We start from the raw sequence: 23,831 nt of genomic DNA on the forward strand, positions 1-23,831 counted from the left end.
CCCAAGAATTCATACCTGCACGCATACCTACCCCCAGCGCAGCGATTTGCCTAGCTGCCCGCGCCGGTCCAGAAGCGATAGCGCATTCTTCTTTCCCGAGGCTTATCGGCGTGCCTATCGGCTTTCTCTGGATTCCCGCGACGATTCTCGCCTCGCTGCTGCAGACGGCACGCAACCTGGCGCAACGCTCGCTGACCGACGTGATCGGCGTCGTCGGCGCGACGCAGGTGCGCTTCCTGTTCGGGTTGCCCTTCGCGATCATCTTCCTCACCGCCGCCTGTCTCGGCCTGCAGACGCTGCCGCCGGCGATCGGGGCCGCCTCGCTCGGCTATACGGTCTGGGGCGCGCTGACGCAGATCGCCGCGACAGCACTGATGCTGGCGGCGATGCGCGAGCGCTCCTTCGCCGTGACGACCGCCTATACCAAGACCGAGCCCGTGCAGGTGGCGCTGTTCGGTGCGGCGTTGCTGGGCGATGCGCTGACCCTGTGGAAATTCATCGCCATCGCCATCGCGACCGCCGGCGTCATCGTCATCTCGTGGAAGCCCGGCGAGAAGCTGACCCGCGCCGGCATGCGCCCGGCCGTGCTCGGCATCGTCTCGGGCGCCTTCTTCGCCTTGTCGGCGGTCGGCTTTCGCGGCGGTATCCAGGCCTTGCCGGAAGGCAGCTTCCTGATTCGCGCCTCGACCATCCTCGTGCTCGGCCTCGGCCTGCAGACGGTGCTCCTGGTGGGCTACATGCTGGTCGCGGACCGGCCGGCGCTGATCCTCAGCCTGAAGAGCTGGCGCCGCTCGCTCTCGGCTGGTTTCCTCGGCGCGGCTGCCTCGCAGTTCTGGTTCATCGGCTTCTCGTTAACCAGCGCCGCCAATGTCCGCACGCTCGGCCTGATCGAGGTGCCGCTGGCCCAGATCGCCTCGCGCAAGCTGTTCTCGGAGGGCACGAGCCGCCGCGAGCTTCTCGGCATGGCGATGATCGTCGGGGGCGTCGGATTGCTGCTTTCGATCTCGTTGCGATGAGGCCGCGGGGCGGATAGTGCTGGAGCGGAAGACCGTCAGCCGATCCGCGCACGCCGATCATGCGCGGATACCGGCTTGCGGGATCGGCCAGCGCTGCCAAGATAACGTGTAGCTGCACAGTAAGGGAGATTTCGCCATGAGCGCTGCGATCGTCGGCTGGGCCCATACACCGTTCGGCAAGCAGGATGCCGAGACCGTCGAAAGCCTGATCGTCCGCGTCGCGACCGACGCGCTGGTCGATGCCGGCATCACCGCCGATCAGGTCGACGAGATCGTGCTCGGCCACTACAACGCCGGCTTCTCGGCGCAGGATTTCACCGCCTCGCTGGTGCTGCAGGCCGACCCGGCTCTGCGCTTCAAGCCGACCACCCGTGTCGAGAATGCCTGCGCCACCGGCTCGGCCGCGGTGCATCAGGGCGTGCGTGCGATCAAGGCGGGTGCCGCCAAGGTCGTGCTCGTCGTCGGCGTCGAGCAGATGACCAAGACGCCGGGCGCCGAGATCGGCAAGAACCTGCTCAAGGCCTCCTATCTGCCAGAGGACGGCGAGACCCAGGGCGGATTTGCCGGCGTCTTCGGCAAGATCGCCGCCGCCTATTTCCAGCGCCATGGCGACCAGTCCGATGCGCTCGCGATGATCGCGGCCAAGAATCACAAGAACGGCGTCGAGAACCCCTATGCGCAGATGCGTAAGGATCTCGGCTACGCCTTTTGCCGCGAGGAGAGCGAGAAGAACCCCTATGTCGCCGGGCCGCTGAAGCGGACCGACTGCTCGCTGGTCTCGGACGGCGCCGCCGCCATCGTGCTCGCCGACGAGGAAACCGCACTGCAGATGCGCCGCGCGGTCGGTTTCCGCGGCATGGCCCATGTCCAGGACTTCCTGCCGATGTCCAAGCGCGACATCCTGAAGTTCGAGGGCGGCGCGCTCGCCTGGCAGAAGGCGCTGGCCGATGCCGGCGTGACGCTCGGCGATCTCTCTTTCGTCGAGACGCATGACTGCTTCACCATTGCCGAGCTGATCGAATACGAGGCGATGGGCCTGACCAAGGAAGGCGAGGGCGCCCGCGCCATCAAGGAAGGCTGGACGCAGAAGGACGGCAAGCTGCCGGTGAACGTCTCGGGCGGCCTGAAGGCCAAGGGCCATCCGATCGGCGCCACCGGCGTCTCGATGCATGTGCTCTCGGCCATGCAGCTTGCCGGCGAGGCGCCGGAAGGCATGCAGCTCAGCGAGCCGCGTCTCGGCGGCATCTTCAACATGGGCGGTGCTGCCGTCGCGAACTACGTTTCCGTGCTCGAACGCATCAAGTGAAAGCAGACGTCCCGGGCGGTGAAGCCCGGGACGTGGACTTGCCGACAGGGCCTTTGCCGGAGCGCGGGCCGCTAAGCGAAAGCGACCCTTCGTGACGAGCTTCGCCGTCCTGCTGCTTGCCTACACGCTGAGCCAGTTCTTCCGCGCCTTCCTGGCGGTCGTTTCCGGGGATCTTACGCGGGACCTCGGGCTCGACCAGGGGCAGCTTGGCAGCTTGCAGGCCGCCTGGCTGATCGCCTTCGCGCTCTCGCAATTTCCGGTCGGCTATGCGCTCGACCGGATCGGCCCGCGGCGGACGCTGGCCGGCTTCCTCCTGGTCGCCGTTGCGGGAACCGTCATCTTCGGCCTGTCGCAAAGCTATGCAATGGCCCTGACGGCGCTGGCCTTGATCGGCATCGGATGCGCGCCGATCCTGATGGCCGGTTTCTATCTCGCCGCCCGGCTCTATTCGCCCCGGCATTTCGCGACGATGTCGTCGCTCCTGATCGGTTTCGGCTCGATCGGCGACCCGCTGAGCGGCGCCCCGCTCGCCTATTTCCTGGCGGCCTATGGCTGGCGTGCCACCGTCTTCGGCCTTGCCGGAATCGTGGCGCTGACGGCGGTGCTCGTGACACTCCTGCTGAAGGACCCGCCGCCGCTGCTCGGCTCTTCCACGCAACGGCACGCCTCGCTCCTGAGCGGGATCTGGCAGATGATGACGAAGCGGTCGCTCTGGCTGATCTTTCCTTTCACCTTCGTGAGCTACGGCGTCACGATCTCGATGCGCGGCCTGTGGATCGCGCCCTATCTTCAGACGGTGCACGGCTTCGATCTCGCCGCGACGAGCTATGCGGCGATGGCCATGGGCGGCGCCATCGGGCTGGGGGCGCTGCTGGTGTTGCCGCTGTATCGGCGGATCGGCGCCAAACCCACCGTCGTTGCCTGCGCCGTGGCGGTGGCCGCGGCCTTCTTCGCTCTGGCGCTCTGGGGAACGGGCTCATCCCGCCTCGCGGTCGGCCTGTTCCTCGTCATCGGTCTGTTCGGCGTCACTTATGCCGTCGTGATGGCGCATGCGCGCGCCTTCATGTCGCCTCAGGAGATCGGCCGCGGCGTGACCTTCATGAATTTCGTCTTCATGGGTGGGGCCGGCGTGATGCAATGGCTGTCGGGGCGCCTCGTGAACACTCTCGGCCGTCACGGCTACGATGCGCCGGTGACCTTCGGCTGGCTTTTCGTGTTCATGGGCGTCGTGCTCGCCGCGGCCCTCGCCGTCTACATGATCTCGCCGGCAGAGCCGAAGGCGGCCCCGCCTGCAGCCAGATAGCCCGGGCTCCGGGCCAGGTGGGCTTGCCGGCGGAGCATATCGCTCCAGCGGGGCTCAACCCTCGCCCGGCGCCTTGGCGGCGATGGCCAGTGCGTGGACGCGTTCCGCCAGCTCCTCGGCCAGCGCCGCATTGACCAGGCGGTGGCGCTCCAGGCGGCTCTTGCCCAGGAAGGCTTCCGACACGATATTGACCCTGAAGTGAGTCTCCCCGCCTTCGCGCCAGCCCCCATGGCCGTGATGCTGGTGCGATTCATCGATTACCTGCAGGCTCTGTGGCGCGAAGGCCGCATCGAGCTTGTGCGTGATCCTGTCAGCCATTGTGGTCATGATCGTGCCACCGTTGCCATGATCTCCTGACGGTCCGGCGCGTGCATGTTGCGTTGCACTTGCCGGTCCGCCTTCTGCGTCTCATAACCATTCGACGATGAACATCAACTCGCGCCTTTTCGACAGCATCAGGATCGGCCCTTCCGAGGCGGAAGCGGTCGTCGACAATGATGCGCCGCGCTGCGACCATCCGGGCTGCGCGCGCGGGGGCGAGTTCCGTGCGCCCAAGGGGCGCGGGCGCGAGGGCCAGTTCTTCCGCTTCTGTATGGAGCATGTGAAGGCCTACAACGCGACCTACAATTACTTCGCCGGCATGGACGATGCCGCGCTCGCCGCCTACCAGAAGCAGGAGGAGATCGGCCATCGGCCGACCTGGAAGCTCGGCGTGAATTCCAAGGCCGCGCGCATGGCCCAGAAGGGGCGTGTCGCCAATGGCGGGGCAGGGCCGGACCTCAGCGATGCCTTCAACCTGTTCGGCGCCCGCCGGGCGCAGCAGGCGGCCCGGCAGGAGCCGCGCGTCGGCGTGCTGGCGATGAAGGCGCTCGAGACGCTCGGGCTCGACGACAGCGCCGATTCCGCTGCGATCAAGGCCCGCTACAAGGAGTTGGTGAAGCGGCTCCATCCGGACGCCAATGGCGGGGACCGCTCGCGCGAAGGCACGCTTCAGGAAATCCTGAAGGCCTATCAGCAGCTCAAGAGCGTCGGTATGGTCTGACCGGCCGGGCGGACTTCGCCCGCTGGGCGGAGCGAGAGCTGGAGGCGAGATCATGACGGATTTGGTGCAGGCGCCGCCGGACGCGGCCCAGCGACGCGCGAAACCCGCGGTCGTCGTCTATCCGAACGGCACGCTGCCCCCTCCGGACATGGCGATGCTGGCAGCCGCGCGCACCAGCCTCCACAAGGTCGACGAGATCATCGTGCCGCCGCGCGAAGGCGGCAGCTTCCGCGTACCCAAGGGACATTTCTTCCGGATCGTCAGCATCGAGGGGCCGCAGGTCGGCGATCTCAATCTCTGGAACGCGGACGATCTGTTGGAGCGCTTCTTCAGCGGCAAGACGCGGGCGCTGCATGCGACGCATCTCTCGACGGGCGACCGGTTGTGGAGCGTGCTGCCGTTCTTGCGGCCGATGGCGACGATCACCCATGACACGCTCGGCTGGTACGGCTGGGACCAGGATGGCGCCGGCATCCACGATGTCATCGGCACGCGCTGCGACCCCTATACCCATCGCCTGCTCGGCGGGGACGACTACCACCATTGCTGCCATTCCAACCTGTCGCGGGCGCTGGGCGCGGCAACGGGCAAGCTGGCGCGTGAGGTCGAGAGCCTCGTCCATGACGTGCTCAACGTCTTCATGTGCACGGGCTTCACCCGCGACACGCACCAGTACTTCATGAAGGCGAGCCCGGTACGACCCGGCGATTTCATCGAGTTCTTCGCCGAGATCGACCTGCTCGGAGCGCTCTCCGCCTGCCCGGGCGGCGATTGCGGGGCGACGCATTCGAGCGACGCGGCGGCCTGCCACCCGCTCAAGGTCGAGGTCTTTGCAACGGAACCGGAACTGCTGAAGGGCTGGAAGCCGCCCGAGCGAAGCCCCTATGGCAGAGGCCACGGGGAGTAGGCTGGCGCCTACCCCTTCAGCTTTTCCGTCAGCCCCGCGACATCGGCGATGATGCCGTCCAGCGCGAAATCCTTGGGCGTATAGACCCGCGCCACGCCCATGTTGCGCAGCGCGTTCTCGTCGTCGGGCGGGATGATGCCGCCGACCACGACGGGCACTTCCATACCGGCGACGCGCAGGCGCGCCGTGACGTCGCGCACCAGCGGCAGATGCGAGCCGGAAAGGATCGAGAGGCCGATGATGTCGGCCTCGGTCTCCCTGGCCTGCGTGACGATCTCCTCCGGTGTCTGGCGGATGCCGCCATAGCTGACATTCATCCCCGCGTCGCGGGCGCGCACCGCGATCTGCTCGGCGCCGTTGGAATGGCCATCGAGGCCGGGCTTGCCGACGAGGAAGCGCGGCGGGCGGCCGAGCCGCTCGGTCGCCTTCTCGACAGCCGCCCTGGCCGTGGCGAGGCCGGTCGCATCGCCGAGCTTCGTGGTGTCGACGCCGGTCGGGGCACGATATTCGCCGAAGATCTCGCGCAGGGTCTGCGCCCATTCGCCGGTGGTGACGCCGGCCTTGGCGCAGGCGATCGAGGCCGGCATGACGTTGCGGCCCTCACGGGCGCTCGCCGCCAGCTCGGTCAGCGCTGCGTCGGCCGCCTTGGCATCCCGGGCCGAGCGCCAGGCCTTGAGCCGGCCGATGGCCTCGATCTCGACCGAATCCGGCACGGTGACGACGGCGCCGTCGCCGGCCGAGAGCGGGGAGGGCTCGCTGTTGGTGAATTTGTTGACGCCGACCACGATCTGTTCGCCGCGCTCGATCGCCTCGATGCGGCGCGCGCCGCTCTCGACCAGCGCCTGCTTCATGTAGCCGCTTTCGACGGCCGCGAGCGCGCCGCCCATATCGTCGATCTTCGCCAGCTCCTCCAGCGCCGCCGCCTTGAGCGCGTCGACCTTGGCCTCGATCGCGGTCGAGCCGTCGAAGATGTCGCCGAATTCGAGCAGGTCGGTCTCATAGGCCAGCACCTGCTGCATGCGCAGCGACCATTGCTGGTCGAATGGGCGTGGCAGGCCGAGCGCCTCGTTCCAGGCCGGGAGCTGCACGGCCCGGGCGCGGGCCTTCTTGGACAACGTCACGGCCAGCATCTCGATCAGGATGCGGTAGACGTTGTTTTCGGCCTGCTGCTCGGTCAGGCCGAGCGAGTTGACCTGCACGCCATAGCGGAAGCGGCGGTGCTGCTCCTCGGCGATACCGTAGCGACCGAGCGTGATCTCGTCCCAGAGCTCGGCGAAAGCCCGCATCTTGCAGAGCTCGGTGACGAAGCGCATGCCGGCATTCACGAAGAAGGAGATGCGGCCGACGGTGGCGGGGAAATCGGCCGGGTTCACCTCCGGCCGGGCGCGAATGGAATCCAGCAACGCGATGGCGGTCGCCAATGCGAAGGAAAGCTCCTGCACCGGCGAGGCGCCTGCCTCCTGCAGATGATAGGAGCAGACGTTCGTCGGGTTCCATTTCGGCAGCTCGCTCGCCGTAAAGACGACGATGTCGGTGGTGAGCTGCATCGACGGTCGCGGCGGGAAGACATAGGTGCCGCGCGAGAGGTATTCCTTGACGAGGTCGTTCTGGGTCGTGCCCTGCAGGAGCCTGCGGTCGGCGCCCTGCTCATCCGCGACGGCGATGTAGAGCGAGAGCAGCCAGGCTGCCGTCGCATTGATCGTCATCGAGGTGTTCATCTGCGCCAGCGGAATCTGGTCGAACAGGGTGCGCATGTCGCCGAGATGGCTGATCGGTACGCCGACCTTGCCGACCTCGCCCCGTGCGAGCACATGGTCCGGATCGTAACCGGTCTGGGTCGGCAGATCGAAGGCGACGGAGAGGCCGGTCTGCCCCTTGGCGAGATTGGTGCGATAGAGCTTGTTGGATTCAGCCGCGTCGGAATGGCCCGCATAGGTGCGGAAGATCCAGGGCCTGTCGCGCTGCGCCGTCTGCTCGCCGCCTCGTTCGGTCGCGGTCATGGCGTTCCCCGTTTTGCAGAGCAATCTGGAATGTTGCACTGCGGCGAAGATAAGGCCAGAGCCGCGACGATGTCCCCTTCGACGTTAGGCGGACAGATGGAAGCCGGATCGGTGCGAGATGCAGCCTCGGGGCGTGCCTCGGGAGGAGGCCGTGCTGCGTTCGCCGGATCCGGGGCGAGCTTATTCCGAGATGATCGTGCCGCGCATCGGGGAGGCGGGCGGCAGCAGCGCTGCCAGGCGACGATCGACCTTTGGCGGGGCGATGAAGGCGCGCTGGGTCTTCTTCGGCAGATCGAGGTCGAGCGGCCGATCCGGCGGGAGCGGCGCGTTCCTGACCATCTGGACCGCCGGCGATTCGAATGCCGGGCTCTCCGGTGCCGCGGTCTGGGGCGCGAAGGCGAGAGGCGCGGATGCGAAGGAGGTCGAGGTGGAGGCCACGGAGGAGGCCGTCGAGATCGGGGCAGGCGTGGAGAGAGAGGCGAGCTGGTACTGCGGCGCCTCGTAGGTGCGGCGGCGTTCGGGGCGCTCGCCCTTCAGGTAGAAGGCGTTGCCGCCGGCCACTGTCACGTAATGCATGTTGGTGTAGGAGAAGCGCAGCCCGGCCGTGTGGAAATGCTTGGCTTGTCCGACGGACTCGTTGCGACGGCCGTTGAGGATGTCGTCAGCGATGGCCTCGATCTTCGGCAGGACCTTTTCGGTCATCGGGCGCGTGAGGACGCCGGAAGCGAACTGGCGCGGTGCGCCGACGACGCCGCAGATCGTTTCGGGATATTTTGCCGATTCGACCCGGTTCATCACCACCGTGCCGACGCCGAGCAGGCCGGATTCGCTCGAGCGGTTCGATTCGAAATACATCGCGCGGACGAGGCAGTCCTTCTCGCGAGGATTGGCCTTGGCGAGGGCGACGGCGCGCTTGCGTGCCTGGACGGGGTCCTTGGCCGCCGGGGCAGGGGCCGCGCTGGTCGCAGCCGTCTCGACGGGAGACATGCTGCAAGCGCCGAGAGCCGGGGCCGCCAGTGAAATCAGAAGCGGGATTGCCTTGCTGCCATGCCGGCGAAGACCACCGGAACGAGGACCATGCAGAGCGATCGCGGCCCGCTTCATGCGGCAACCTCCTGAGTTCGGGATCATGGGCAGCCAGGGGGGCGCACCGGGATCTCCGGCAAAGAACCGCGAATTCCTTAACAGAAAGTTAATCGGGGAAGGAAGGGGGCAGTCGTGAAAGACGCCCCGCAGGGGCTGTTCGCTGCCGGTGGAGGGGCGACTAATACGCTGGGCCGAAAGAGAGAATTCAGACGGGTCCGCGCGAAAATTTTCGTCCGGCGACCTCATCGAACGATGTCGCCGGCCGGCTGCCGAAACCTTTCGTGGGCACTCTGCCGTTACGACACCGGAGGCCGATTTGGTTCTGCGCCGCGTGTCGGCGCATCACTGCTTCGCCCGCCTTGTCAGGCTCCATGAGGCCCCGGACCGCGTGAGTCGTGGCTCGCTGAAGCAGGGTGTCGGCTAGTTCCGGGAGCCCGGCAGGCGCGGCAACGGCAGAAACTCGACGCCTTCTTCATGCAGCATCTGGGCGTCGTCCGGCGTCGCTTCGCCGTAGATGGCGCGCTCTTCCGTCTCGCCGTGGTGGATCTTCAGCGCCTCCTCGGCGAAGCGCTTTCCGACATGCTCGGCGTTCTCCTGGACATGCCGGTGCAGCGCCGCGACCATCTCGCGCAACGCCTTCTCCTTCTCGCTCATCAGCGCGACCGGTGCCGGCGCTGCTGGAGCAGAAGACGACACAGAAGGTTCCGCGACAGGCTCGGGCGCTTTCGGACCGAGATCGGTGCGTGCGACGTTCGGCGCCATGATGGCGCGCTCGACCTTGGCGCTGTTGCAGACGGGGCAGGTGACGAGTCCGCGCTTCGCCTGGTCCTCGAAGCTGGCGGAGGTCGCGAACCAGCTTTCGAACTCGTGGGTGCTGTCGCAGATGAGGGCGTAACGGATCATGGCGCTTCTGTCAGGCGGCACCTTGCCGCTTGCCGGCAAATGGGTGTTCCGGAGCGTGCCGGCAAGGCGGCGGATGGTGGCGGGGTGTCAGGCCGCCAGTAGCGTGTCGAGCTCGCCACGCGCCTCGAGCGCGTGGAGATCGTCCGAGCCGCCGACATGCTTCTCGCCGATGAAGATCTGCGGCACGGAGGTGCGCCCGCCGGCGCGTGCCGTCATCGCCTGCCGCAGGCCTGGCCCGGTCTCGACGTCGATCTCCTCGAACGCCACGCCCTTCTTGGCCAGCAGGGCCTTGGCGGATTTGCAATAAGGGCACCAGGAGGTGGTGTAGATCGTGACCGGCGGCATCAAGGCGGGCCTTCGTTGAGGTTGCGTCCACCTCCATGTAGTGCGTCGTTATCCATCCGTCACGACCCGCGCGAAGGTGAGCAGGTCGACCTGCCGCGCGCCACCCCTGAGCAGGGCACGCGCCGCGGCATTGGCCGTCGCTCCGGTGGTGAGAACGTCATCGACGAGCAGGATGCGCCGGCCTTCCAGCTGCGGTCGGGCGTTTTCCGGTACCTGGAAGGCGCCCTGCAGATTATTAGCACGCTGAGCCCGGCTGAGCCCGACCTGCCGGCGCGTGTGTCTGACGCGGACGAGCCCCGCCGGCGCATAGGGCCGCGCGGTCAAACGGGCGACGGTTCCGGCTAGCAGCGCCGCCTGGTTGAATCGGCGGCTCCACAGTCTCGCCCGGTGTAGCGGCACCGGCACGACGAGATCGGCTTCCGCGATCAGCTCGTGGCCGGCCTGGACCATCATCCGCCCGAGCGTGATGGCGAGCTCGGCACGGTCGCCATATTTCAGCCGGTGGACCAATTCGCGCGCCACGCCATCGAAGCGGCAGACGGCGCGGGCACGCGCAAAGACCGGCGGATTGGCGATCGCCGCCGGCGACAACAATCCGGGGCCGAGATCGACGGCGAAGGGCGTGCCGAGGCGCTCGCAATAAGGCCGCTCGATGAAACCGATCTCGCCCCAGCAATGGGCGCAAAGCGCTTGCGCCTCGCCGGTGGCGGCCCGGCAGGCGACACAAACTGGTGGATAGACCAGCGCGACAAGGTTCCTCAGCCCTGCGCGCAGCGCAAGCCGGACCGGCCTCAACGCAACGCCGGAAAAAATCCTTCTCGGCGAAGCGGGATCGGGGATGGGGTTTTTCTCCGCCGTTGCGGCGGCCGGGGACGATCGCTCCTCGCCCTCGAAGCTGACCGGCAACTGCCCTGTCATCCCGCGTTGCCACCCCCCATCTTGTCGCGACCGCCTTGCGGTCGGCGACGGTCCGGCTGGACCGCCGGCCATCCACCATCGAGCCTCAGAGCTCAAAGGACAATCCCAAAGGAGCATACCATGAGCTCGTCTGCGGAACCCCAGCCGAAGCTGTTCACGCCGCTGAGCGCCGGCGATATCGACCTGCGCAATCGCGTGGTGATGGCACCGCTGACGCGCAACCGCGCCACGCCGGGCAGCGACGCCCCGAATGCACTGAACGTTGCCTATTATCGCCAGCGCGCCAGTGCCGGACTGATCATCAGCGAAGGCACGCAGATTTCGCAGCAGGGCCAGGGTTATATCTGGACGCCGGGCATCCACAGCCCCGCGCAGATCGAGGGCTGGAAGGCGGTGACCGAAGCCGTCCACGCCGAGGGCGGCAAGATCGTCGCCCAGATCTGGCATGTCGGCCGGGTGAGCCATGTCTCGCTGCAGCCCGGCAACAAGGCGCCCGTCGCTCCATCTGCGATCCTGGCACCGACCAAGACCTATCTCGAAAGCGGCTTCGTGCCGGTCTCGCAGCCGCGTGCGCTTGCCGCTGAGGAACTGTCCGGCATCGTTGCCGACTATACCCGGGCGGCCGAGAACGCCCGCGAGGCCGGCTTTGACGGGATCGAGCTCCATGGCGCCAATGGCTATCTGATCGACCAGTTCCTGAAGGACGGCACGAATCGCCGAACGGATGCGTATGGCGGATCCATCGAGAACAGGCTCCGCTTCCCGCTGGAGGTCGTTGATGCGGTGACGAAGGCGATCGGCAAGGGCCGCGTCGGCATTCGCGTCTCACCGGTCAGTCCGGCCAACGGGGTTTCCGACACGGACCCGCAAGCCGTGTTCGATCGCCTCGCCGCGGAACTCGGTGCGCGCGGGCTCGCCTTCCTGCATGTGGTCGAGGGTGCCACAGGCGGGCCGCGCGACATCGCGCCGTTCGACTATCTTGCGCTGCGCAGGGCCTTCGGGGGCGTCTACATCGCCAATAACGGCTTCGATCGCGAGACGGCCATCGAGGCGGTGGAGAGTGGACGCGTCGATGCAGTCGCTTTCGGAAAGGCGTTCATCGCCAACCCCGATCTCGTCGAGCGGTTGAAGCGTAACGCTCCGCTCAACACGCTGCAGACGGAGACCCTCTATGGCGGCGATGCGCGTGGCTACACGGACTATCCGTTCCTGGCGGAGAAGGCGGCTTAAAGCGCGGGAGTTCTGCTCTTGAGCCGCCACCCCAACTTCGGTCCGGGTGCCCGGCTAGCGTGGCGGATCCTGGGAGAGTGTGGCGGCTTCTGCTGATTGGTGCTTCCATCCGCCCATTCAGAGGCATCCTGGCCTGGTTGCCGGACCGGCGGACGGTCGCGGCAATCTTTTGTCGTCGCCCGCGAAAAAGGAGTTGCAGCGGCGCGGCGCTCCGACTACATAGCGCCCTCGACCAGCGCTGCTCCCTTCGTCTAGCGGTCTAGGACGTCGCCCTCTCACGGCGAAAACAGGGGTTCGAGTCCCCTAGGGAGCGCCAAATTCAAACCGTTGCGATACACAACTGCGAACACTCGGCCTCCTAAGGAGGGATGCGAGAAGGAAGCGCTTTGTTGCGCCGTTCTGCAGCTATTTCTCACCTGGGCCGGATCGCGCCAGAAACGGACATTGGCTCGACGCCCGGAAGCGGACATTCTAACGGGCGGGCAAATAGCCCTTCTCAGTCCGATCACGATCGATCAGTTCGATGATGCAGCGGGGCGTCGGCAGATGCCGCGCTGAGCGTCGCGGCACCGGACTGGCACCTTGCAGCTTCAGCGGGCTATGATGAAAAGGCCGCTCAAGTCCGGAGCGCACCGGACTATTCAATGTTCTCGATAAGCTTGTGCGGCTCCAGGCATTCCACTGTGTTGGGCTCTCGGCGCTGATGAATACCGAAACGGCTGCTTTCTTGGTTCACCCACACTGTTCAGGAGCCTGAAGCTCGGAAAGCCCATATGTCTCACATGCAGTCCCGGCAAACAGCTGCGCTTGTTTGCCGGGTGGGTAGCGCGCCGCGATCGTCTTGAAGCCGGTGTAGATCGTATCGAAGGACGCGCAGAGGCTGTCGACCGGGAAATTGCTGGCAAACATCGCGCGATCCGCGCTGAACATGGCGATGATCTCCTCGACGATCCAGCGATTGTCGACGACCGTCCAGGGACGGCCGGCGAGCCCGATGCCGGAGATCTTGACGCGAACGTTGGCGCACTCGGCGAGCTTCGCCATCGCAGCGTGCCAGCCGGACAGCCCGCCTTCGCTGCGATCGGAGGGCAGGCCCGCGTGGTTCAGAACGATGGTCGTGTCCGGGAAGCTGCGAGCGAGGTCGACGGCTTCCTCGAGATTCCACCACGGCGTCTGAAGGTCGAAGTTCAGGCCATGGCGGGAGAGGAGCGCATATCCTTGCCGCCACCGGTCGTTCGACATGAGCGTGCGCTGAATGCCGACGTCCTCCGGTCGCTGCGGGCCGCCCGGCTTATGCCGGACACTGCGAACCAGGCCGAATGCAGCCTGGCGTGCTAGAACGGAGCCGATGTCGGCGCGGTCGAGCCAGGCTTGCGCCACGACGGCGTTGGGAACATCAAATTCTTTGGCGAGGCCAGCCGCGTAGGCGGTCTCGCCGATTGGATCGTTCTCGTCCCACTCTGTCTCGACATAGACCGTCTGGCGAACGTCGTGCCCAGCCGTGTCGACAAAATAGTCGTCTGGCAGGTAGCGCCGCTTGATCGCCGAATAGTCACCATAGCGGAATGGGATGTTGGCGCCCGGCTTCAGCCAGGGGTGAGGATTGCGCTGTGGATCCCAGAAGTGCTGGTGCGCATCGATGATAGGCCCTTGCCAGAGTTCCAGCTGCGTCATGCTTCTCGGCCCTCAATGCGTCTCGGCGTCGTGGAAATCGATCAGCATGGTCGCGACGACATAGAGCGCGGCGCAGGCGGCGAAGAAATAGAGAACCATGAGGTAGGCGCCGGTCGCCTGCAGGATCAAACCCGTGATGATCGGGATGGCGATGCCGCTGGCGCTGCCCGCGAAGTTCATGGCGCCACCGACGATGCCGACCTTCTCGCGAGGTGCGAGAATGGCGGGCAGGCTCCAATAGAGGCTTCCGAAATACAGCAGGAAGAGAGTGACCGAGAGCACGGCGACCGCCATTACGGGATCCGCGACCTGTGGCAGGATGAGGAACGACAGCATCACGCCGAATCCGCTGATGCCGAGCGCGGCCTTGTAGGTCGTGCTGCGCCGCATGCCCCTGGCCTGCAGCTTGTCGACCAGGAAGCCGCTGAGCAGAGAGCCGAACATGCCGGAAAGGAAGATCACGAAGGTTGCGCCGCCCATCTGCTTGAGGTCGAAGCCGCGGGCCTGAGCGAGATAGCTCGGCCCCCATGTCAGCAGGCCGAAGTTGATCATGGCCCAGCTCATTCGCCCTGTGAGGATGGCGGAAAGCGAGCGGCGCGAAATGGCTTTCGGAGCCGCGCTCACTGTTGGAGCTCCGCCGGCCGTCGAGGCCTCGATCAGACGCAGCTCGTCGTCGTTGACACCCGGGTGGTCCGAAGGCTTGTCGCGCAGATACCACCAGGAAAGATAGCCGAGCAGGATGGTGGCCACGCCGGCGACGATGAAGGCTGTCCGCCATGAGCCGAGTGTCAAGATCAGCCAGGCGATGATGACGCCGCCGAACGCCGCGCCCAGCGGAGCGCCACTGTCCATCAGCACCGCTCCTCGTCCACGTTCACGAGGCGACAGCCAGATCGAATTGAGCTTGGCGCCAGCCGGAAACAGCGGCGCTTCGGCCGCGCCCAGGCCGATGCGGCTGAGCAGCAGCGTGATGCCACCGGTGCAAAGACCGGCGATCGTCTGGAAGATGCCCCAGCCGACGGTCGCGCCGGTGATGAGGGCGCGGGGGCCGAATTTGTCGATCAGCCAGCCGCCGGGGATCTGGAGGGCGGCATAGCTCCAGAAGAAGGCGCTCAGGATCAGTCCCTGCATCGCCGGTTCCAGTCCGAACTCCTTGGCGATGGTCGGCATCGCGATGGATAGTGCAGTACGGTCGATCAGGTTGATGACGACGAGCACGAAGACGATTCCGAAGATGCGCCAACGCACTGTTGTCGCTCCGGTCGCTGCTGCGTCAGCATGTGCGACGCCGCCTTGCGGCCTGTGAACCCGCTCAAGTCCCGACATGATTTGCCCTCCGCCCGGCTGGCCGAGCTCTCTTCTGCGTTTCCTGAGGATGCAACTGCGGAGGCCGTCGGGCCGACGTGCAGGACACCCCTCCTCGTCACCGGCGATACGTGCCGCTGGTGTTATCGAGGCCGACGCTACATGCGTTCTGGTATGCCGGTGTAATGAAGTTTAATGATGATGTGATCTAGAAAACGATATCACTGGAAATGGCTGATGCTTCCCGTTGCGAACGCGCCGTCGCTCCTGCGGCGGCTCAAGAACCGGCAGCTGCTGCTTCTGACGGCTATCGATGAAAGTCGAAGCCTGAGGCGTGCGGCGGCTTCGCTGAACATGACACAGCCGACGGCAACGAAGCTGCTGCAGGATCTCGAAGCCACATTGGGGCTTTCACTCTTCGAGCGCGGCAGGCGCGGGGTTCGAGCGACGGTCTATGGGGAGGTGATGATCCGCCATGCCCGGCTGATCTTGAACGATCTTGAACGGACCTGCCTGGAGCTGGAGTCGCTGGCTTCGGGGGCGACGGGCCGTTTGAGGATCGGCGCCGTCATCAGCGCCATTCCTTTTCTTCTTGCACGCGCCGTTGCGGCGCTGAAGCGCGATCAACCACGGCTCGATATCGCGATCGAGGTAGGAACCAGTGACGCGCTCGTTCCCATGCTGGCGAAAGGGGAACTGGATGTCCTGCTGGCCCGCCCGCTGGCGCTCGCCGGCCGGTCGGACTTCGACTACGAAGATCTGATCGACGAGCCTCTGCACATCGTCTCTCGCGTCGACCATCCGCTGGCATCGGCTCGGGCCTTGAGCATGGCGGATCTGGCCTCCTGGCCATGGACACTTCTGCCGGCCGGCAGCCCGATGCGAAAGGTGCTCGCGCCGCTTTTCGCCGCGATGATGGCCCATCAGCCTCTGGATGTCGTCGAGACCTCGTCGATGATGACGATGATCGCGCTGCTTCAGGAGAGCGACATGCTCGCCGTAATGCCGGGCGATGTCGCGACCTTCGCGGTTCAGCATGGTCTGCTACACCATCTGGATGTCGCGCTGCCGCCGATCATGGGCTCTTATGGCATTCTGAGCCTCAAGGAGCAGCCACGCTCGGCCAGCACGATCGCCTTTGTCCGCTGCCTGAAGCAGTGTCTGGTCGAAGGCAGTAATTGAACCCGGACTGCTCCAGTTCCCGTCGTTCAACGAACGCCTGAAAGCAGACGTTCATCCTCGGCCGAGGACCAATCGCAACCCATGCCCGCACGGTCCTCGCCGAAATTGCCTGCTGGCCTCAAGCCGCCACGCGATTTGCGTTCCACTGCCCTGCTTGGCTCAGGATCATCTCCGGGTCGTCGAAGCGCGCCTGAAGAATCTCGCGATACAGCGCCTCTTCGCGCAGGCGCGTGACCTCCCCCTCGCCTCCGATGAGGAGCCGTAGCGCCTGCTCCAGGGCTTCGACCATCCCCGACCCTTCATCGAACTGCGCCTTCTTGCGCCAGACCAGATCCTCGGGCAGCAGATCGGCGCAGGCCTTCCGCAGCAGCCATTTCTCGGTGGTGGTTCCGGTCGATTCCGGCGCGCTCGGATCGGTACGGCGTAGCTTCAATTCCGCCGGTGCGGACTGTGCGAAGGCGATCAGGTCCCGATCGAGGAACGGAGTGCGCGCCTCCAGCGACTCCGCCATGGTCATCCGGTCGACGCGCTGAAGATTGATGTTGTGCATCGCCCCCAAGCTGCGCGTCAGCTCGTCCGCGAGGGCACGCGGATCATCCACATAGGCATGGTGATAGGCATAGCCCGCGAAAAGCTCGTCCGCTCCCTCGCCGGTCAGGACCGCCTTGACATGGCGCCGTGCCAGCCGGGCCGCAAAAAGCGTGGGTACGGCACTGCGCACGAGATCCGCGTCGGCGCTTTCGAGGTGGTAGATGACATGCGACAGGTTCTCGGCGATGTCCTGGGCCGAGAAGCTGTATTCGTGATGATCGGAGCCGATATGGTCGGCGACACGCCTGGCGGCGCGCAGATCGGATGAGCCGACAGTGCCCACGGCAAAGGTCTTCAATGGAGCCTGCCCGGCTGCCAGCCTGACCTTCTGTGCGATAGCGGCGATGACCGAGCTGTCGAGCCCACCGGACAGGAAGGAGCCGACCTCGACATCGGCGACCATCCATTTCGCGACCGCTTCCTCCAGCGTCAGGCGCAACTCGCCGGCAATCGACCCGATATCCAATCCCGGCTCGGCCACAGCCGCTCCGGACGGCACGCGGTACCAGTGCCTCAAGCCATTGCCGCTGTCGAACAGCGCGCCGGGCGGAAGCGCGGTGATGTCGTCGAAGCCGAGCCCGTCGAATGCCTTCAGCTCCGAAGCAAAAGCCAGCCCCTTCCCGCGCCGCGCCATGTAGAGCGGCTTGATGCCCAGCGGGTCACGCGCCGCGACGATCCGATCCGGCGTCGCGAGCACGAAGGCGAACATGCCGTCGAGGCGGTTGACCCAGCGCTGCGCCCCGCTGCGGAAGAGGTGAAGAATAGTCTCGCTATCACTCGTCGTCCGAAAGTTACCCGGGTCCAGAATTGCCCTCAGATCATCGTGATTGTAGATCTCCCCATTCGCGACAAGTATCTCTGAATCAACGGTAATAGGTTGAACGCCGTCTTCGGCGCCGATGATCGCCAGCCGGCAATGCCCCATCGCAAGCGGCACCCCCGCTGGCCGGGCGACCTGCGTCGCATCCGGGCCCCGATGGCCGAGGCGCGCGAGCATCGTTTCGATCAGGCTCCCGCCTACGTCATCGACCTTCCAAAGACACACAAAACCACACATGGACCGTCTCGTTCTTCTCTCACTGTTTGGCGAATTGCGCTGGGCGAAGGATAGCGTCGAAAGGATGGTTTTTTAAGATATTATAGAATAAATCTGTCTTTCGACTTTCGATTTTAACAATAAATTTTGATATGAATTTCTCAAATGTCCAATCAAAGTTATGAACACTTGAGTTCAAGTAATAGCTTCCTGTCAAAATAGACTACATAATTCCCTCATTTTTTGTGGGAAAGGGGTTGTCACGAGCTGATATCCTGCTCTAGGAATCGCCGCGAGGCAATGGACATTTTAAATTACATTATCGACAACTGGGGGCTGATAGCCGCCCGGACAGGCGAACATGTTGCCATCGTCGGCGTTGCGGTCGCTCTGGCGATCGCTACCGGCGTGCCGATCGGCGTGGCCATCACCCAGAACCGCCGCGTCGCCGATGCCGTGCTCTATGTCGCGTCGATCATGATCACCATCCCTTCTATCGCGCTGTTCGGGATGATGATTCCGGTGCTCTCGCTGATCGGCCACGGCATCGGATACCTGCCGGCGGTGATCGCGGTACTGCTGTACTCGCAGCTTCCGATCATTCGGAATACCTATGCGTCGATCAGCAATATTGACCCGGCGCTGCGTGAAGCTGCGCGAGGCATGGGGCTGACCCGGGGACAGCGGCTGCGCGAGGTCGAGCTCCCGATCGCCTTGCCCGTGATCATGGCCGGCGTGCGCGTCGCGGTGGTGATGAATATCGGGGTCACGGCGATCGCGACCTATATCGGCGCCGGCGGCCTCGGCGCCTTCATCGCACGCGGCATCAGCCAGACGGACCCGCGCCAGCTCGTCACCGGCGCTCTCGCGGTCAGCATTCTTGCCGTCGTCGCCGATCTCGCCCTGCTCGGGCTGCAGAAGCGACTGACCTCCCCAGGACTCAGGAAACAATGATCCGACTGGACCAAGTCAGCAAGACTTTCCCCGGCACCACCATGCCGGCCGTCGACCGCGTCTCGCTCGAGGTGGCGGAAGGCGAAATCTGCGTGCTGCTCGGCCCGTCCGGCTGCGGCAAGACCACGACGATGAAGATGGTCAACCGCCTTATCCAGCCGAGCTCGGGCGACATCTTCATCGACGGCCGCAACACCTCCGATTACGACGTGACACAGCTGCGGCGCAGCATCGGCTACGTCATCCAGCAGATCGGCCTGTTTCCGAACAAGACGATCGAGGACAACATCTGCATCGTCCCCGACATCCTCGGCTGGGACCGGCGCAAATCGCGCCAGCGGGCGGCCGAACTGCTCGAGATGGTTGCGCTCGATCCCGGTGTGTTCCTCAAGCGCTACCCGAAGGAGCTGTCCGGCGGCCAGCAGCAGCGTATCGGCGTTCTGCGCGCCATCGCGGCGGATCCGCCCGTCCTGCTGATGGACGAGCCCTTCGGCGCCATCGACCCGATCAACCGCGTCATCATCCAGGACGAGTTCCTGAAGATGCAGGCGCAGATCCGCAAGACGATCCTCTTCGTCAGCCACGACATCGACGAGGCGGTCAAGATGGCCGACAGGATCGCCATCTTCCGCAATGGCAGGCTCGTCCAATACGACACGCCCGACAACATGCTGGCCCATCCAGCGAGCGAATTCGTCTCCGATTTCGTCGGTGGCGACCGCACGCTCAAGCGCCTGCAGCTGCTCACCGTCCGCGATGCGATGATCGCCGATCCGCCGCGGGTCCGGGCGGCGGACAGCCTGCAGCGGGCCGCGGCCGCGATGGAAGCGCATGGCCATCAGTCGATCGTCCTGGTCGGCCCGCGCGGCAGGGCGCGCGGCTACGTCAATCTTCAGACGGCGCGCAGCGGCAACGGAACGGTCGGGGAGAATTACGAAGCCCTGCCCACGACTATCCGCCCGCATGAAGACCTGCGCACCGCGGTCTCGACCATGTTCCGGCACGATACGCTGTGGCTGGCCTGCGTCGATGATGACGGATTGTTCGTCGGCTATGTCACGCTGCGCGGCATCACGCATCTGCTCTCAGAGACCTATCGGGATGGCTGACGCGCTGGTGCCCGGCATGGTCGCGCAGATGCGCCGGAACGCGGCCTATCTCTGCATCTTCCTGCTCGGAGCCTGGGCCTGGGGCAGCGGGCTCCTGCCCGGCCTGCTGGAGAGGTGGGAGGACATCGCCTATCTCGGCCAGCAGCATGTGGAGCTGGTCGCCCTCTCGGGCGGCGCGGCGATCCTGTTCGGCGTGCCGCTCGGCATCCTGCTGACCAGGCCGCGCTTCCGCCGGATCGGCGATGCCACAGTGCAGCTCCTCAACATCGGCGCCACCATCCCGACGCTGGCGGTGCTGGCGCTGGCGATGAGCCTGCTCGGCCTCGGCAACACGCCGGCCGTCTTCGCGCTGTTCATCGCCTCGCTTCTGCCGATCGTCAGCAACACGATGGCGGGCTTGCGCGACGTGCCGCCCGCGCTGCTCGAGGCCGCGCGCGGCATGGGCCTGTCGCCGCGCCACACGCTGCTGCAGGTCGAGCTGCCGAACAGCATGTTCGTCATCTACACAGGCATCCGCACCGCGCTCGCAATCAATGTCGGCACCGTTCCCCTGGCCTTCCTGATCGGCGGCGGCGGCCTCGGCGAACTGATCTTCACCGGGATCGCCCTGAACGAGTTCGGAACCATGCTCGCCGGCGCGATTCCGACCGCCGTCCTCGCGGTCCTGATCGATTTCATCGTGGCCCAGCTTCAGTTCTGGACCATTCCCCGCGGCGTCAATCCGTTGCGCTGACCGTCGCCGGGCTTTTCAGCAACGCATACAAGGAGATTCCTATGAAGCTTCCATCCAGGATTCTTGCCGTGGCGGCGATCGCAACCGCCTGGGCGATGCCGTTGCAGGCCAAGCCGATCGTCGTAGGAGGCAAGAACTTCACCGAACAGCTTCTGCTCACCGAGATCACGGCGCAGCTTCTCGTGAAGAAGGGCTTCGAGGTCGAGAAGCGCGACGGGCTGGGCTCGCAGGTCCTGCGCGACGCGCAGGTGAACGGCCAGGTCGATGTGTACTGGGAGTACACCGGCACCTCGCTTGTGACCTACAATAAGATCAATGAGCGGCTGGACGCCAAGGACACCTATGAGCGCGTCAAGGCGCTCGACGCAAAGGTCGGCCTCTCCTGGCTCAAGCCCTCGGCTGCGAACAACACCTATGCGCTTGCCGTCCGCCAGGAGAACCCGAAGACGGACGCGATCAAGACGCTCTCGGATCTCGCCAGCGTCTTCAACGCGGACAAGGACAAGCCGGTGATCGCGGTCAACGCCGAATTCCCGGGCCGCCCCGATGGCCTGCCGGGCCTGCAGTCGACCTACGGCTTCAAGACGAGCCGCGCCAATCTGAGGTCGATGGATTCCGGGCTGACCTATCAGGCCCTCAAGGATGGGCAGGTCGACGTCGCGCTGGTCTTCGCGACCGACGGGCGGATCCAGGGCTTCAAGTTTCGCGTCCTGACCGACGACAAGGGCTTCTTCCCCAATTACGCCGCCGTTCCGGTGGTGCGGACCGAAGTGCTGAAGGCCAATCCGAAGCTTGAAGAAGCGCTCGAAGCCCTCTCGGCCAAGCTCGACGACGAAGTCCTGCAGGGGCTCAACGCCAAAGTCGATGTCGAGAAGGCCTCGATCCCGGACGTCTCGCAGGAATTTCTGAAAGCCGCCGGGCTCATCTGAAGGAGCGCGAGCGCCCCATAGCGGACATTCAGCTGAAGCGCGTCTATCGCGCTTCAGCGCATCTTGCTTCCTGTCGAAGCAGTGGATCGAGCGGAAAGATAAGCCGCAATGCGCCCTGCTGCGCCACGTGGATCGCAGGTCTCGGTGTCGATCGACAAATCTGCCTCAGGCATGGCCGCCAGGCTGTCGTCAAACTCGCCGCGCAACCTGCGCAACAAGTCGACCGAGCGGAGCTTTTCAAACTCTAGGCGGCTCGGATCAACGATCCGGCGCTCCTGCTCTTCGGACGAAACGGCGAGCTCGATGAACACCACGGAGCCGCCGAATGGCGCGACCGCCGCACGCACGCGCTCGGGGAAGCCGGCATCCACCGTTGCTTCGGGGGCGAATGTGAATATGAGCGACCGCCCGATCCGGGCTGCTGCGCTGAACGTCTGAAGCCAGAAGCTCTCACGCAACTGAATGAACGACTCTGTGCCAAACGAGAATACCGCGCCCACAGCGTCGACGACGAGGTGATTGTGGAACAAGGCCAGGCCAGTAATTTTCGCAAGCTCGCGACTTACCGTGAGCTTTCCAGCCGCTGCGGGCCCATAGATGAAGATGATTTCCATGCTGCAAAGCTAACCAGTTCGCCGCCTGCTTTCGAGGCGAGCCCGCAAAGCCTTCGTACGCCGTTGGTCATTGTTCGAGCGCACATGCTTCGGCACGGCGCGGAGGATGGCGGAAATTTCGGCCGACGAACGCCACCCGCCGCGCTGCAACAGGCCACAGGGAATCGCACGGCGCCGAGCGGGAGCATCGGTTTGGCGCTTGCGCGATGACCTTCTAAAGAGGAACCTGTTGGACGGGCTCGGTGCCCCGGACCCGTTTCGTTCAAGGTGGCTTGAGCATGAAGAAGCTTTTCGTAGCCGCGTGCTGCCTGCTCCTGACAGGCTGCGGGGGATTCGTATTTCCGGGGCCGGCAGACGCCCCCTTGATGGAAAGCGGAGCGCAAGCCTACCCTTCCGGGGCGGAAGGCGAGTTTGAGCCTGCTCCCACCGCTCATCAGATGACGTCGACCTGCACGATGAAGGGAAAGGGCGTCGTTTGCCGCTGAGGCGAACGGTTCCGTGCTAGCTCACAGATCAATACCTGCGCGATAATTGCCCCGCTCGGCCTTGAGCGCTCGGCTAGATGCGCGACAAGTCGCCCATTTCAGTGCCGTGCCACGCCGATTGACTTCGAAAGCCGCGGTCGATTTGCTGTCGACGCCAACTTCCGAGCGCCACCGCTTCGCCGAGACGGCATAAGGGCGACTACGGCCCATTCTCTCGCCACTCCACTGCTTTTTGGGCGGCCGCAAATTGCGGGCGGTCGAGTCGATTTCTCATAAGAATATGATTTTATTTAAAAAATAAGCTCGGCACGGAAAGTGCTTCTTCATCGAGCGGTTCAGCGAGAGGGTTGATCATGCTTGGTGATACGGTGAGCAAACTGGCTGCTGCCGGCGCAGAGAGAGCCCGGTTCCTGGAGCGAAATCCGGCGGGTTTCTGGATCAGTGCGATGATGGCCGGCATCTATGTCGGCTTCGGCATCCTGCTGATCTTCAGCCTTGGGTCCGTGCTGGATCCTAGCGTGCGGCCACTGGCCATGGGCGCTTCCTTCGGTCTTGCGCTGATCCTCGTCGTCTTCGCGGGCGCCGATCTCTACACCGGCCTGACGATGAGCATGACCCTGGCGTTGCTGGAACGGCGCGTGACCGTATCGGGGCTGTGTCGGGTCTGGGCGACGAGCTGGGCCGGAAACCTCGCCGGTTCCCTTTTGCTGGCCGCTCTGTTCGTGGCGGGAGGCGGCGGCCTGATCACGACGGCATCCAGCGAATTCGTCTACAAGGCTGCGGCCGCAAAGATGAACCTCGACGCGTTCCAGCTGGTCTGCCGGGCCATGCTGTGCAACTGGCTGGTTTGCCTGGCATTGTGGATGGCGGCACGCATCACCAACGAAGCCGCGAAAATGATCGCGATCGCGTGGTGCCTCTTCGCCTTCATTGCGTCGGGCTACGAGCACTCCGTTGCGAACATGACATTGTTCGGCGTCGCGCTGCTCTCACCGCACCCCGAGAGCGTTTCCTGGGGCGGCATGCTCTGGAACCTGGTCTGGGTGACCCTGGGCAATACCATATCCGCCGTCGTGTTCATGGCCGCCGCCTATTGGGCTGCCTCGAAGCCCGATGCTTCCGCCGTCGCGATGCCGCGTGCCGAGCCCGCCGAGTGATAGGGG

At 65.0% G+C, this 23,831-nt stretch carries 22 protein-coding genes and 1 tRNA gene; 13 read left to right on the plus strand and 10 right to left on the minus strand.

Features of this window, described 5'->3' with window-relative positions:
- Positions 1-110: 110 nt before the first annotated feature.
- The 3 genes from CE453_RS05430 (at position 111) to CE453_RS05440 (ending at position 3,625) form a co-directional block, all read left to right on the plus strand.
- Positions 111-1,016 (plus strand): DMT family transporter, encoded by a 906-nt coding sequence (locus CE453_RS05430; protein WP_089173655.1) that lies wholly within the window; start codon positions 111-113, stop codon positions 1,014-1,016.
- A gap of 136 nt (positions 1,017-1,152) precedes the next feature.
- Positions 1,153-2,322, plus strand: coding sequence for an acetyl-CoA acetyltransferase (locus CE453_RS05435; RefSeq protein ID WP_089173656.1), 1,170 nt, complete (start codon positions 1,153-1,155; stop codon positions 2,320-2,322).
- A gap of 91 nt (positions 2,323-2,413) precedes the next feature.
- Positions 2,414-3,625: an MFS transporter gene (locus CE453_RS05440; RefSeq protein ID WP_089173657.1), complete on the plus strand. Its 1,212-nt coding sequence runs from the start codon at positions 2,414-2,416 to the stop codon at positions 3,623-3,625.
- A gap of 54 nt (positions 3,626-3,679) precedes the next feature.
- Here the strand turns inward: CE453_RS05440 and CE453_RS05445 are convergent, their stop codons facing one another.
- The gene (locus CE453_RS05445) at positions 3,680-3,952 is read right to left on the minus strand and encodes a BolA family protein (protein ID WP_089173658.1); all 273 of its coding nucleotides are present in this window, start codon (positions 3,950-3,952) and stop codon (positions 3,680-3,682) included.
- A gap of 97 nt (positions 3,953-4,049) precedes the next feature.
- Here CE453_RS05445 and CE453_RS05450 point away from each other — a divergent pair, with 97 nt between their 5' ends.
- The gene (locus CE453_RS05450; RefSeq protein WP_089173659.1) at positions 4,050-4,667 is read left to right on the plus strand and encodes a DnaJ domain-containing protein; all 618 of its coding nucleotides are present in this window, start codon (positions 4,050-4,052) and stop codon (positions 4,665-4,667) included.
- Positions 4,668-4,719: 52 nt separating this feature from the next.
- Positions 4,720-5,574 carry an urea carboxylase-associated family protein gene (locus tag CE453_RS05455; RefSeq protein ID WP_089173660.1) on the plus strand — a complete coding sequence of 285 codons (855 nt, stop codon included), beginning with the start codon at positions 4,720-4,722 and terminating at the stop codon, positions 5,572-5,574.
- A gap of 8 nt (positions 5,575-5,582) precedes the next feature.
- Here the strand turns inward: CE453_RS05455 and CE453_RS05460 are convergent, their stop codons facing one another.
- From CE453_RS05460 to CE453_RS05480, 5 genes are all read right to left on the minus strand, one after another.
- Positions 5,583-7,574, minus strand: a complete 1,992-nt coding sequence (locus CE453_RS05460) for a protein meaA (protein ID WP_089173661.1) — start codon at positions 7,572-7,574, stop codon at positions 5,583-5,585.
- A 180-nt stretch (positions 7,575-7,754) separates the two neighbouring features.
- Positions 7,755-8,678, minus strand: coding sequence for a cell wall hydrolase (locus CE453_RS05465; protein WP_248307964.1), 924 nt, complete (start codon positions 8,676-8,678; stop codon positions 7,755-7,757).
- A 402-nt stretch (positions 8,679-9,080) separates the two neighbouring features.
- Positions 9,081-9,563, minus strand: a complete 483-nt coding sequence (locus CE453_RS05470; RefSeq protein WP_089177726.1) for a DUF1178 family protein — start codon at positions 9,561-9,563, stop codon at positions 9,081-9,083.
- A gap of 87 nt (positions 9,564-9,650) precedes the next feature.
- Entirely contained in the window at positions 9,651-9,908 is a 258-nt protein-coding gene (gene grxC, locus CE453_RS05475; protein ID WP_089173662.1) for a glutaredoxin 3, read from the minus strand.
- Between the two features lie 48 nt (positions 9,909-9,956).
- On the minus strand, positions 9,957-10,826 hold the full coding sequence (locus CE453_RS05480) for a ComF family protein (RefSeq protein WP_089173663.1): 870 nt from the start codon (positions 10,824-10,826) through the stop codon (positions 9,957-9,959).
- 120 nt (positions 10,827-10,946) lie between these two features.
- Here CE453_RS05480 and CE453_RS05485 point away from each other — a divergent pair, with 120 nt between their 5' ends.
- Both CE453_RS05485 and CE453_RS05490 read left to right on the plus strand, forming a co-directional pair.
- The gene (locus tag CE453_RS05485) at positions 10,947-12,056 is read left to right on the plus strand and encodes an alkene reductase (RefSeq protein ID WP_089173664.1); all 1,110 of its coding nucleotides are present in this window, start codon (positions 10,947-10,949) and stop codon (positions 12,054-12,056) included.
- Between the two features lie 240 nt (positions 12,057-12,296).
- A tRNA-Glu gene (locus CE453_RS05490) sits at positions 12,297-12,372 on the plus strand.
- A 416-nt stretch (positions 12,373-12,788) separates the two neighbouring features.
- On the opposite strand, the gene CE453_RS05495 is transcribed toward CE453_RS05490, so the two are convergent.
- Together CE453_RS05495 and CE453_RS05500 are read right to left on the minus strand one after the other, a co-directional pair.
- Positions 12,789-13,730: an amidohydrolase family protein gene (locus CE453_RS05495; RefSeq protein WP_089173665.1), complete on the minus strand. Its 942-nt coding sequence runs from the start codon at positions 13,728-13,730 to the stop codon at positions 12,789-12,791.
- Positions 13,731-13,742: 12 nt separating this feature from the next.
- Entirely contained in the window at positions 13,743-14,978 is a 1,236-nt protein-coding gene (locus CE453_RS05500; RefSeq protein ID WP_248307965.1) for an MFS transporter, read from the minus strand.
- A 294-nt stretch (positions 14,979-15,272) separates the two neighbouring features.
- Here CE453_RS05500 and CE453_RS05505 point away from each other — a divergent pair, with 294 nt between their 5' ends.
- A complete protein-coding gene (locus CE453_RS05505) occupies positions 15,273-16,217 on the plus strand; it encodes a LysR family transcriptional regulator (protein ID WP_089173667.1) in 945 nt (314 codons plus the stop codon).
- Positions 16,218-16,335: 118 nt separating this feature from the next.
- On the opposite strand, the gene asnB is transcribed toward CE453_RS05505, so the two are convergent.
- Complete coding sequence (gene asnB / locus CE453_RS05510; RefSeq protein ID WP_089173668.1) at positions 16,336-17,865, minus strand: asparagine synthase (glutamine-hydrolyzing); 1,530 nt, start codon at positions 17,863-17,865, stop codon at positions 16,336-16,338.
- A 279-nt stretch (positions 17,866-18,144) separates the two neighbouring features.
- Between asnB and CE453_RS05515 the strand changes: the two genes are divergently transcribed.
- From CE453_RS05515 to CE453_RS05530, 4 genes are read left to right on the plus strand one after another with little or no spacing between them, the layout of a single operon-like run.
- The gene (locus CE453_RS05515) at positions 18,145-18,798 is read left to right on the plus strand and encodes an ABC transporter permease (protein ID WP_089173669.1); all 654 of its coding nucleotides are present in this window, start codon (positions 18,145-18,147) and stop codon (positions 18,796-18,798) included.
- On the plus strand, positions 18,795-19,907 hold the full coding sequence (locus CE453_RS05520; protein WP_089173670.1) for an ABC transporter ATP-binding protein: 1,113 nt from the start codon (positions 18,795-18,797) through the stop codon (positions 19,905-19,907). The genes CE453_RS05515 and CE453_RS05520 overlap by 4 nt, the downstream gene beginning before the upstream one ends.
- Positions 19,900-20,640, plus strand: a complete 741-nt coding sequence (locus CE453_RS05525) for an ABC transporter permease (protein WP_248307967.1) — start codon at positions 19,900-19,902, stop codon at positions 20,638-20,640. Before CE453_RS05520 ends, CE453_RS05525 begins: the two co-directional genes overlap by 8 nt.
- A 41-nt stretch (positions 20,641-20,681) precedes the next feature.
- A complete protein-coding gene (locus CE453_RS05530) occupies positions 20,682-21,569 on the plus strand; it encodes a glycine betaine ABC transporter substrate-binding protein (RefSeq protein WP_089173671.1) in 888 nt (295 codons plus the stop codon).
- 53 nt (positions 21,570-21,622) lie between these two features.
- Here CE453_RS05530 and CE453_RS05535 read toward each other — a convergent pair whose 3' ends face one another.
- Complete coding sequence (locus tag CE453_RS05535; protein WP_089173672.1) at positions 21,623-22,183, minus strand: P-loop nucleotide/nucleoside kinase family protein; 561 nt, start codon at positions 22,181-22,183, stop codon at positions 21,623-21,625.
- A gap of 838 nt (positions 22,184-23,021) precedes the next feature.
- Between CE453_RS05535 and CE453_RS05540 the strand changes: the two genes are divergently transcribed.
- A complete protein-coding gene (locus tag CE453_RS05540; protein ID WP_198302269.1) occupies positions 23,022-23,825 on the plus strand; it encodes a formate/nitrite transporter family protein in 804 nt (267 codons plus the stop codon).
- The last annotated feature ends 6 nt before the right edge of the window (positions 23,826-23,831 follow it).

This window comes from Bosea sp. AS-1 (assembly GCF_002220095.1).
Lineage (GTDB): Bacteria > Pseudomonadota > Alphaproteobacteria > Rhizobiales > Beijerinckiaceae > Allobosea.

Excerpts from the sequence above, each read along its gene's own strand:
- CE453_RS05435 (WP_089173656.1), top strand. The coding sequence starts at position 1,153 with ATGAGCGCTGCGATCGTCGGCTGGGCCCATACACCGTTCGGCAAGCAG.
- CE453_RS05445 (WP_089173658.1), bottom strand. The coding sequence starts at position 3,952 with ATGACCACAATGGCTGACAGGATCACGCACAAGCTCGATGCGGCCTTC.
- CE453_RS05450 (WP_089173659.1), top strand. The coding sequence starts at position 4,050 with ATGAACATCAACTCGCGCCTTTTCGACAGCATCAGGATCGGCCCTTCC.
- CE453_RS05455 (WP_089173660.1), top strand. The coding sequence starts at position 4,720 with ATGACGGATTTGGTGCAGGCGCCGCCGGACGCGGCCCAGCGACGCGCG.
- CE453_RS05460 (WP_089173661.1), bottom strand. The coding sequence starts at position 7,574 with ATGACCGCGACCGAACGAGGCGGCGAGCAGACGGCGCAGCGCGACAGG.
- CE453_RS05465 (WP_248307964.1), bottom strand. The coding sequence starts at position 8,678 with ATGAAGCGGGCCGCGATCGCTCTGCATGGTCCTCGTTCCGGTGGTCTT.
- CE453_RS05470 (WP_089177726.1), bottom strand. The coding sequence starts at position 9,563 with ATGATCCGTTACGCCCTCATCTGCGACAGCACCCACGAGTTCGAAAGC.
- grxC (WP_089173662.1), bottom strand. The coding sequence starts at position 9,908 with ATGCCGCCGGTCACGATCTACACCACCTCCTGGTGCCCTTATTGCAAA.
- CE453_RS05480 (WP_089173663.1), bottom strand. The coding sequence starts at position 10,826 with ATGACAGGGCAGTTGCCGGTCAGCTTCGAGGGCGAGGAGCGATCGTCC.
- CE453_RS05485 (WP_089173664.1), top strand. The coding sequence starts at position 10,947 with ATGAGCTCGTCTGCGGAACCCCAGCCGAAGCTGTTCACGCCGCTGAGC.
- CE453_RS05495 (WP_089173665.1), bottom strand. The coding sequence starts at position 13,730 with ATGACGCAGCTGGAACTCTGGCAAGGGCCTATCATCGATGCGCACCAG.
- CE453_RS05505 (WP_089173667.1), top strand. The coding sequence starts at position 15,273 with ATGCTTCCCGTTGCGAACGCGCCGTCGCTCCTGCGGCGGCTCAAGAAC.
- asnB (WP_089173668.1), bottom strand. The coding sequence starts at position 17,865 with ATGTGTGGTTTTGTGTGTCTTTGGAAGGTCGATGACGTAGGCGGGAGC.
- CE453_RS05515 (WP_089173669.1), top strand. The coding sequence starts at position 18,145 with ATGGACATTTTAAATTACATTATCGACAACTGGGGGCTGATAGCCGCC.
- CE453_RS05520 (WP_089173670.1), top strand. The coding sequence starts at position 18,795 with ATGATCCGACTGGACCAAGTCAGCAAGACTTTCCCCGGCACCACCATG.
- CE453_RS05525 (WP_248307967.1), top strand. The coding sequence starts at position 19,900 with ATGGCTGACGCGCTGGTGCCCGGCATGGTCGCGCAGATGCGCCGGAAC.
- CE453_RS05530 (WP_089173671.1), top strand. The coding sequence starts at position 20,682 with ATGAAGCTTCCATCCAGGATTCTTGCCGTGGCGGCGATCGCAACCGCC.
- CE453_RS05535 (WP_089173672.1), bottom strand. The coding sequence starts at position 22,183 with ATGGAAATCATCTTCATCTATGGGCCCGCAGCGGCTGGAAAGCTCACG.
- CE453_RS05540 (WP_198302269.1), top strand. The coding sequence starts at position 23,022 with ATGCTTGGTGATACGGTGAGCAAACTGGCTGCTGCCGGCGCAGAGAGA.